This window comes from Lactonifactor longoviformis DSM 17459, assembly GCF_900129135.1.
In the GTDB taxonomy this organism is placed as follows: domain Bacteria; phylum Bacillota; class Clostridia; order Lachnospirales; family Lachnospiraceae; genus Lactonifactor; species Lactonifactor longoviformis.
Genome location: NZ_FQVI01000035.1, coordinates 24,123 through 32,968, shown reverse-complemented (window position 1 = coordinate 32,968; position 8,846 = coordinate 24,123). Strand labels below are relative to the sequence as shown.

At 41.7% G+C, this 8,846-nt stretch carries 5 protein-coding genes; all 5 read right to left on the bottom strand.

All coding sequences use genetic code 11. The features are described from left to right. Window positions 1–252: 252 nt before the first annotated feature. The 5 genes from BUA56_RS20110 to BUA56_RS20090 all read right to left on the bottom strand — a co-directional run bounded on the left by BUA56_RS20110 (window position 253) and on the right by BUA56_RS20090 (window position 8,634). Window positions 253–2,961: a translation factor GTPase family protein gene (locus tag BUA56_RS20110; RefSeq protein WP_072854566.1), complete on the bottom strand. Its 2,709-nt coding sequence runs from the start codon at window positions 2,959–2,961 to the stop codon at window positions 253–255. A gap of 294 nt (window positions 2,962–3,255) precedes the next feature. Beyond that, a complete protein-coding gene (locus BUA56_RS20105; protein ID WP_072854565.1) occupies window positions 3,256–4,749 on the bottom strand; it encodes an SGNH/GDSL hydrolase family protein in 1,494 nt (497 codons plus the stop codon). Further along, window positions 4,739–6,775: an AMP-binding protein gene (locus BUA56_RS20100; RefSeq protein WP_072854564.1), complete on the bottom strand. Its 2,037-nt coding sequence runs from the start codon at window positions 6,773–6,775 to the stop codon at window positions 4,739–4,741. The genes BUA56_RS20105 and BUA56_RS20100 overlap by 11 nt, the downstream gene beginning before the upstream one ends. A gap of 33 nt (window positions 6,776–6,808) precedes the next feature. Then, on the bottom strand, window positions 6,809–7,033 hold the full coding sequence (locus tag BUA56_RS20095; protein WP_072854563.1) for an acyl carrier protein: 225 nt from the start codon (window positions 7,031–7,033) through the stop codon (window positions 6,809–6,811). 26 nt (window positions 7,034–7,059) lie between these two features. Next, window positions 7,060–8,634, bottom strand: coding sequence for an MBOAT family O-acyltransferase (locus tag BUA56_RS20090; protein WP_072854562.1), 1,575 nt, complete (start codon window positions 8,632–8,634; stop codon window positions 7,060–7,062). Window positions 8,635–8,846 lie beyond the last annotated feature (212 nt).

Below are 8,846 nucleotides of genomic sequence, written 5' to 3'. Positions count from 1 at the left end.
AAAAGTGAGCATGGGCAGAGAATGCACATCAAGCATTCTTTGCACATACGAACGGTGCTCCGGCGGGGATTCCGGTTTTGTCTTAGACTCTCTTCGCGACGGAGGTGTCCCCGGAACTTATGCCTTCCTCCCGCCCGAACCAGCCAGCCCGCTGCCGCGGGATTTCTCTCACCGTCCCTCCGCCACCTACACCTGCCGTCGTGAATACTCCTGAGCCGATCTCCAAGTCACACTGCTAAATCCTAATTCCCCCTATTCATCCAACGTCTTCCTCCCCAGCCTCACATCCTCCATCAATTCCGCCATATCCTCGGTAAGATGGTTAAATAGATAATTTTTATTCCCCTTATGTGTCCCCATATAAGTATTTCTGATTTCAATATTCGCCGCCTGGATTTCCTCCCTGAGTCCTGCTGCGGACAGCCGGGCTGCTCCCTGTCCAAGGATAATTACCTGCTCAAGGGCGTCCGAAGTCGCCACAGTGACCTGGTGTTTCCTACCAATTTCATGCGCCACTTTTTCGATATATTGATCCGCCGTCTCTGCCTCTTTGGTATATACCACATGAATATTATGGTATTTTAATACCTCACCCTGATTTCCCTCTACTTTGTAGGCGTCGAAAACCAGAATCAGCGTATTCTTTTTATACCCCTGATAATTGCACAGGATATCCATGAGTTTGTTTCTGGCTCCCTCAATATTTACCTCTGCCAGCTCTTTCAGCTCTTCCCACGCAAAGATAATATTATATCCGTCCACAAGAAGATATTCCTTTTGGTTTTCCGGCTTCCTCGGTCTTCTTTCCTTTTCTCCGGTTCTGGAAGGAACATGGTTTCGATTCCATGCATTTTTTTCCCGTTTTATAGGTCCAAACGTACGGACAAAAATCTCCTCCAGTTCCTTTTCATTCTGCCAGCTTTCGCGAAAACGAGGTCCAGAAGAGACGGGGAGCTCCGGAGGATATTCCTCTTCTTTCTCTTTTAAACTCCATCCGCTATCCACATGCATATATTCAGCTGCCTGGTCCCAGGGTACCACAAACCCGGCTCCATGAGAACAGAAAACTGACCCTGTAGGGTTCTCAAGATCTGCCTCCGGCTGATATCCAATGGCAGCGATTACCTCCTCTGTATTATGACATGGTTCATAGCCTTTCAGACTGCAGAATAATCTTCCGCTTCCTCTGGTATAGGCGATCACTTCTCTCTGGTATCCTCCCATGGTAGACACAGGTGCACTGCCCAAAATGACTGCAGAGCCGTCCTCAAGCTCCGGAGGTGAAAAACTGCCGTACATCCTTTGAATATCGGCCAGAGCCCGTCCCACCTTGTCGGCGGGCACCTCCAGCCGGAACTCGTAGACAGGTTCCAGAAGGATGCTCCTGCCGCTCATTAGACCCTGCCTTACCGCACGGTACGTAGCCTCCCGAAAATCACCGCCCTCTGTATGCTTCTGGTGAGCTTTACCAGCCACCAGAGTAATTTTCATATCGGTTATCTCAGAGCCGGTGAGCACTCCCTTATGCACTTTTTCCCTCAGATGAGTCAGGACTAATCTCTGCCAGTTTCTGTCCAGCATATCCTCACTGCAGACTGTGTCAAATACAAGCCCTGCACCCGGCTCTAAGGGCTCTAACAGAAGATGAACCTCAGCGTAATGGCGGAGAGGCTCAAAGTGTCCACTCCCTTCCACCCTGGTTTCCAGTGTTTCTTTATACACAATACTGCCTTCGCCGAAAGACACTTCTATCCCAAAGCGTTCCTGTATCAGGCTCTTTAAAATCTCTATCTGTATCTCGCCCATCACTTGGGCCCGTATCTCATCGGTACTCTTTTCCCACACGATATGAAGCTCCGGTTCCTCTTCCTCCAGCTGCCGCAGCTTCAGAAACATACCATGTACATCACATCCCTCAGGAAGAAGAATCTGGTATGTCAGCACAGGCTCCAGAAGAGGAGCCTCTGAAGCGGCCTCTATCCCCAGTCCCTGACCGGAATACGTCCGTCCAAGTCCTGTCACTGCACAGATAGTACCCGCCGATACTTCATCCGCAGTTTCGTATCCTGCACCGGAATAACGTCGGATCTGATCTGCCTTCTCCTCCCACTTCTCTGCTTCGTTCTGCACCTGGTTAGTCAAAAGCCCTTTTACCTTCAGGCTTCCCCCGGTGATCTTCATATGAGTCAAACGGCTCCCCTGGGCATCCCTGGAGATCTTATAGACTTTGGCCCCGAATTCCTCTGAATAATCCGGAGAAACTGTATATTTTCTGAATCCTTCCAGAAATTCCTCGACCCCAGCCATTTTAAGAGCAGATCCAAAATAGCAGGGAAATACTCTCCTTTCCCCTATCAGTTTCACAATTTCATCCTGTCTGATTTCTCCAGTTTCCAGAAACTGCTCCAAAGCTCCCTCATCACACATTGCCAGATTTTCCATAAACAGCTCCGGAGACTGTTTCTGTCCAAAATCAACACATCTCTCATCCAGCTTGCTCCTTAGCTCATCCAGTAGCTGATTCCGGTCTGCGCCCTTCTGATCCATTTTATTTATAAATATAAATACCGGTATCTTATAATGCTGCAGCAGGCGCCACAGCGTCTGAACATGCGCCTGTACCCCATTTGCCCCGCCGATAACCAGTATGGCATAATCCAGTACCTGAAGGGTCCTCTCCATCTCAGCCGAAAAATCCACATGTCCCGGGGTATCCAAAAGTGTCACCTCAGTATCTCCCAGGGACAGAATAGCCTGCTTAGAAAATATGGTAATTCCCCTGGAACGTTCCAGCTCGTGGGTATCCAAAAAGGCGTCCTGATGATCCACCCGGCCCAGACGTCTGATGCTTCCCGTCAAATATAAAATTCCCTCAGCCAATGTAGTTTTCCCGGCATCCACATGGGCCAGCAGACCCGCGCATATATGTTTTGTTGGCTTATTCTTAGATGTGTCCTCCATGGAAGATACCCCTTTCTCTCCTCTATCATAAACTTAAATTATACATTGACGTATGCAAGTACATCTGCCCGATGTTTTTCATCTGCTTGTCTCTATTTCAAATTTCCACCCGTTAAGTTAAAATTATACTATTTAAGTATATTATAATACTTAGCAAAAATAAATACTAAAGATCAAATTAGGCCTCCTATACAGAGTGGATCGTTTCCTCTCCCCACTAAAAAAGCCGACTGATTTTCATTCTGAAAACCAATCAGCCTTTTCTTACTGATTATAATTCATATTCTGTTAAAATTAATTTCTTGTAGCAGAAATATTATCACTTCTCACATCTACATTAAATGCAGCCATATCTACCACTTCACCCGATGAATTATTTATCACCATAATCTGAATATCTGCAATTAAACTATTCTCTCCTATATTCAGAAAATAACTTTTATCTGTGCCCTGAATTAAAATATAAGGTTCTTCATCCTCATCTGCCACATTTTCAATCCTACCGAAAGATGTATCAAGGTCAGGCGATATTTCTTCTCCTATCCCCTCCCATACTTTTGAAGAACCATTATCTACAATGAGTAAATAATCCTCCCTGGATTCTCCGGCAGCATCCAACTGTGTTAAATCCTGATGCTGTGAAATATTCATAAGAAGATTCTTCATACGTTCATCCCTGAGAATATCAGCGCCTTCATTAATATATATACAACTGCTTAGATTTTTATCTGACAGCAGCATAAGATAATTATCCAGGCTCGTCTGCTCTTTTATTCTGCTGATTTTATATTCTTCATATTTTTTATAAACGTCATTCCACGAACTATATTTCTTATCTTCGCGTCTATCTGGTACACTATAGTTCTCCTTAATATAGTTCCCTAAATAAGATGTGATTTTCCGCGCTCCTGAGTCATTTACATGGGCTGATTTATCATTCATATCTGTGTCAAAATCAATAATCCCATCCATCTGGAGAAAGTTAATATAATTAATACCGTATTCGTCTGCAATATCTGCTACCCCGTTAGCTAACCGCTGAGCTTCTTCGTCTGCCGGATACGGCAACTCAGTCAGCATAACGTCTATCCCCTGGCCCTGGCATAATTCTATCATCTGGCGCAGATACTTTTGAGCAAGCACGCCACCCTCAGACTTATCATCTTTTGATATAATTTGGTGCTCTTCCGGAATAGCAACATGTAAACTTTCCTTAGGATATGAATATGCACCTTGATTTATTCTATATAACTCTTTTGTAAAATCATTTTCATCTAATTCGGTCCATCGACTATGGTATTTTATAAATGGGAACAGAAACTCTAAACGCATATCCCAATCCCCGAATAAATCCATGGCTGCCTCATATTTTGTCTTAGATAAAGGGAATTCATCAAATACTGTACTCACGTAATCATCGTATTCCTTATCATTCACGTCCATCCTTCTAACGTCAATGACAACTAACTCAGGTGTCGTATAGTCCAACGCATTTTTCAACGCCCAATAACTATAAGGCAGTCTGGCTCCTGATTCTCCAAAATTGAATGAAGCAATTCCATAATCTTTCCATAAATCCATTGGATATACCCCAACCTGCATATGACTGATTCCCATAAATAACACGTCAAAGTTCTCTTCCTCTTTAAGAAAGGGAGATACCTTTGAATATGAACTTTTTGAGACAAGAACGGAGCTTAGGTATCCAACAATAAAACATAAAATTATAATAAATATGACAGCCCTGCATATCTTAAGTATTTTATCTTTTCTTTTCTTAATCCACATAAAATACTACATCCTTTTTCTTCGCCAAAAGGGTCCCTTCAGCTGCAGGATAACCAAGTGCAGCCATACTCCATACTCTATGATTCGATGGAATTCCATAGCTGTTTAGTAAAGCACGTATAGGAGGTTCCTCACATAGCGTCATTAAAGCATTTAGCCATACAGATCCTAATCCATACGAATGTGCTGCCAAAAAAATGTTCTCCGCAGCGCAGGAAGCATCCTGACATCCATTGATATTTCTTATATCATTTGAAATCAGTATGAGGCAAGGCGGCTGTTCAAATCCATAGAAATGCACCTTCTTTTCTTTTGCTACTGCACCGACTATCCTTTTCAGGTTTTGAATTTTCTCTTGGTCCTGAAGTACAGTAAATCTCCAAGTCTGCATATTGTGGCCTGTAGGCGCATAATAACCGGCCTGTAAAATCATCTCCAGTATCTCTTTAGGAATAGGCTGTTGTGTGAATTTTCGAACACTTCGTCTGGTAAGGATCGCCTGCATAACCGGATTCATCAAGTTATTCTCTCCCCGCTCTTTCCACAGTCTGCGCAGTTCTTTTCTATCAATCTTTCCCATACGGTTTCTTGGAATCCCTTGCAGAAGAAAATAATACCGCGGCAGCTTATACCGTTCCATATGCTCTGCAAGGAATGTCTGAATACCTGTTTCTGTAAAGCTGCTGTCTTTTGCAGCAACAAACAAAACAGGTACTTGGCCTAAAACTTCTTCCGGATCATCTACACCTATACAAGCACATTCTTTTACCGTTTCATACTGCCCTGCAATATTCTCGACCTCTATAGGAGAGACTTTTTCGCCGCCTACATTAATAATGTCATCCGCTCTTCCCAGCATATATACATATCCATCATCATCCATATAGACCATATCGCTGGTTAAAAGCCATCCATCTTTTAGAGTATCTCTGGTCAATTCATCTCTATGCCAATACCCAGCCATCTGCATATCACCTTTCAGTGCCATACGTCCCGGATGACTGGAATCACTTTTTATCTCCTTTCCATTTTCATCCAGAACTTTTATGCTGACCTGTGGGAGGGGTTTGCCTATCGTTCCAATCTGTACGGGATTATCTGCAATCTCCGTAACATTTGTAAATAATGCCCCTCCGGATTCAGAGGACCCCCATGTATTATAGATTATCGTGCTGGGGAGCTGCCTAGTCAGACGTTTCCGCTGCTCAATAGTCAAACTGCCTGCACCTATCTCTATATACCGGAATCTGCTTAACACCTTAATAAATTGCTCTTGCATCTGGCTGCGCAATATTTCCATTGAAGCCGGCACAGCTGCCATTGCTGTACAATTGAACATTGTCTGATTGTTCTCAACCTCTTTTGCAAATGCAAAACCATTTTGAAGAATAACAGAAGCCCCTTGATAAAGTGTTGCCCGAAGTACACGCAAAGCAAAAGAATGATTCAGTGGCAATGGCAGAAGTACTCTTTCCTCCGGAGTAATTCCAATCCCTTCAATAGTATTCATTAGAATATGATACACTGATCTATAAGTAAGTATCACGCCTTTGGGCTTACCTGTCGTCCCTGTGGTAAACAGTAATTCTGCCATATCCTCCTCTTGAGGCATTGCATAAATAAACTCCTCTGTTTTTAGTTCTGAAGAATATAATTGTTTCAAAGAATGCAGCCTTATTTTATCCGCATATTCTTTCATAGGTTTGTCTGTTAAAAATAACACCGCTTCCGAATCAGCATATACAGATAAAGCATTTTCAGGTGTGCTGTTTTTATCTACAAAAACAGCAATACCCCCGCAATATTGAATCCCAAGATAAGCAGCTACCATCTCCGGCTTAGACAAAGCAGTAAATAATACTCTGTCACCTTTATGGACGCCCAAAGATGCCAGATTGGTCCCGACGGCAATCACTTTGTCTGCCAGTTCCTTATAAGTAACCTGTTCCTTTTTAAATGCAACTGCTAATTTATCCGGCTGTGTCTCTGCAAGCCGCAACACGTTATTCACTAGTGTATCAAACATATCTACCTCCTGCTGCAGTCCTGTATGTACCGATTAGGAATATTTTTCAATCAGTTCTGCCATTGCATCAATTGAATTAAAATTTTCTGGTATAATATCCTCATAAGGCAGCATCACCCCAAATTCCATTGACAGTGCAGAAATAATGCCTACCATAGTAAGTGAGTCCAAGATACCGTCATCTACCAGCTCATTAGAGCTTTCAAAATCAATCTCCGGGTAATTTTCTTCTAATACTTTTTTAATTTGTTCTCTCATCTCTCTACCTCTTTATCTTTTTATTTTTAGAATCCACCATATATAAAGCTGCTGGCATCATATGCAGAGCCATACATACCAAATATTAATACAAGAACAATAGAGCCGTAATATACGCCCCATCGAAGCAAAACCGGCTGCTTAGCCAGGCTTTCTCTAATTCCGCCTTTGTCTTGAAGCATATCCGCTCCCCACATAATAAGTATTCCAAACAGTACGATATAGAAGTTCTTCTGATCTAATCCATGACAGTACAAACTTCCGTCAAACAGGGTCCATAGCCTATGTTCTTTAAATATCTGCTGAATCATTACTGCAAATCCCTCAAGTGAACCAGTTACCGTAAGCATACGTCCTATGCAAAATATACAAAAAGTTCTGGACATTTGAAACAAACGAAATCCAAAGGCAGATGTATCTATCTTTAACCAGTTGTTAAGCTTTTTAAAATCCGGAGTCAATACCGTTCCCAAAATAATAAGTATCCCCCAATAAAGCCCCCAAACTATGTAATCACTGCCTGTTCCATGCCATAATCCAGTTAATAACCAAACTATCACGAGAGGGACTGCCGCTGATATTACCTGGCCTGCCCGATTGCCGAATTTCTTTCTGATTTTTACTGCAAACTTCATAAAGCTTGGACTCATAGCAACTGGCATATACACATAATCTTTAAACCAGGTTCCCAAGGTAATATGCCATCTTCTCCAGAATTCAGCTGCACTTCTTGAGAAAAATGGCTGTTTGAAGTTTTCATCCAAAACGATTCCCATCGCCTCAGAAGCCCCAATTACAATATCCATGCACCCAGAAAAATCTGCATAAAGTTCTATAGCGCCTAGTACTACCGCTATTACTATTTCTATCCCCGCAAAGTCAGACGGTGTATAATATACGGTAGAAGTAAATAGTGCTATTCTATCAGCTACTACCATTTTCTTGAAGTATCCCCATAGCATACGCTGAATACCAAAGCACACCCGCTCATAAGAAAATCCCGGAAGCTCATTGAATTGCTTTATCAACTTAGGATATCGGCTAATCGGCCCCTGCACAATATGCGGAAAATATATCATACATGTTAGCAATTTAAAATAATTGTGTTCACATTTTGTTTTTTTCCAATATACATCCAGCAAGTAGCCTACTGATGAAAAGGTATAATATGAGATGCCAAGTGGGACAAGATATGTCTTCCATTGGAAAACCTGTGAAACGGTAAATACTCGTTTCCATTGAAGCAGTCCTCCTACCTTTACATAGATTAAAATTCCTATAACCAAAAACATTGCAAACAGAAGGTATTTCCTGCTTTTCTTTTTAAATTTTGCAAAAAGAAGAGCCTGCTCCTTTGGTTTCAGCCCTTCTTTCTCTTTTTCGTATCCTAAATATACATGTTCAATACTTCTGGAAATAAAATAGACAACAAATGATGTGACTAAAATCACTGCCAGAAGATTCCATCCGCATGCATATTTATAAAAGATAATACTTCCGATTAAAATTACAGCCTGCCTTAGCCCTACTTTTGGCATAAGCAAATAGATAAGAAGAAAAACAGCAAAAAAAACAATAAATGCTATAGAATTATAGGTCATATAAAAAATTCTCCCTTAATAAAAGCTCACTTTAGTCATTGTTCATCATACGACATAAAATGACATATAACATTTTACTATAAGGACTTAATAAAATCTACACCTTTTTAAGAAATTATTAATTTAATCTTAAATATGACTAAATATAATATCCTGCATTGCCCAATCCAATTATTCATATGGGATATTAATGAATGGTGAAATCGCTGGAG

What these genes read in the sequence shown, in the direction of transcription:
- BUA56_RS20110 (WP_072854566.1), bottom strand. Translation starts at nt 2,961, where the DNA reads ATGGAGGACACATCTAAGAATAAGCCAACAAAACATATATGCGCGGGT.
- BUA56_RS20105 (WP_072854565.1), bottom strand. Translation starts at nt 4,749, where the DNA reads ATGTGGATTAAGAAAAGAAAAGATAAAATACTTAAGATATGCAGGGCT.
- BUA56_RS20100 (WP_072854564.1), bottom strand. Translation starts at nt 6,775, where the DNA reads ATGTTTGATACACTAGTGAATAACGTGTTGCGGCTTGCAGAGACACAG.
- BUA56_RS20095 (WP_072854563.1), bottom strand. Translation starts at nt 7,033, where the DNA reads ATGAGAGAACAAATTAAAAAAGTATTAGAAGAAAATTACCCGGAGATT.
- BUA56_RS20090 (WP_072854562.1), bottom strand. Translation starts at nt 8,634, where the DNA reads ATGACCTATAATTCTATAGCATTTATTGTTTTTTTTGCTGTTTTTCTT.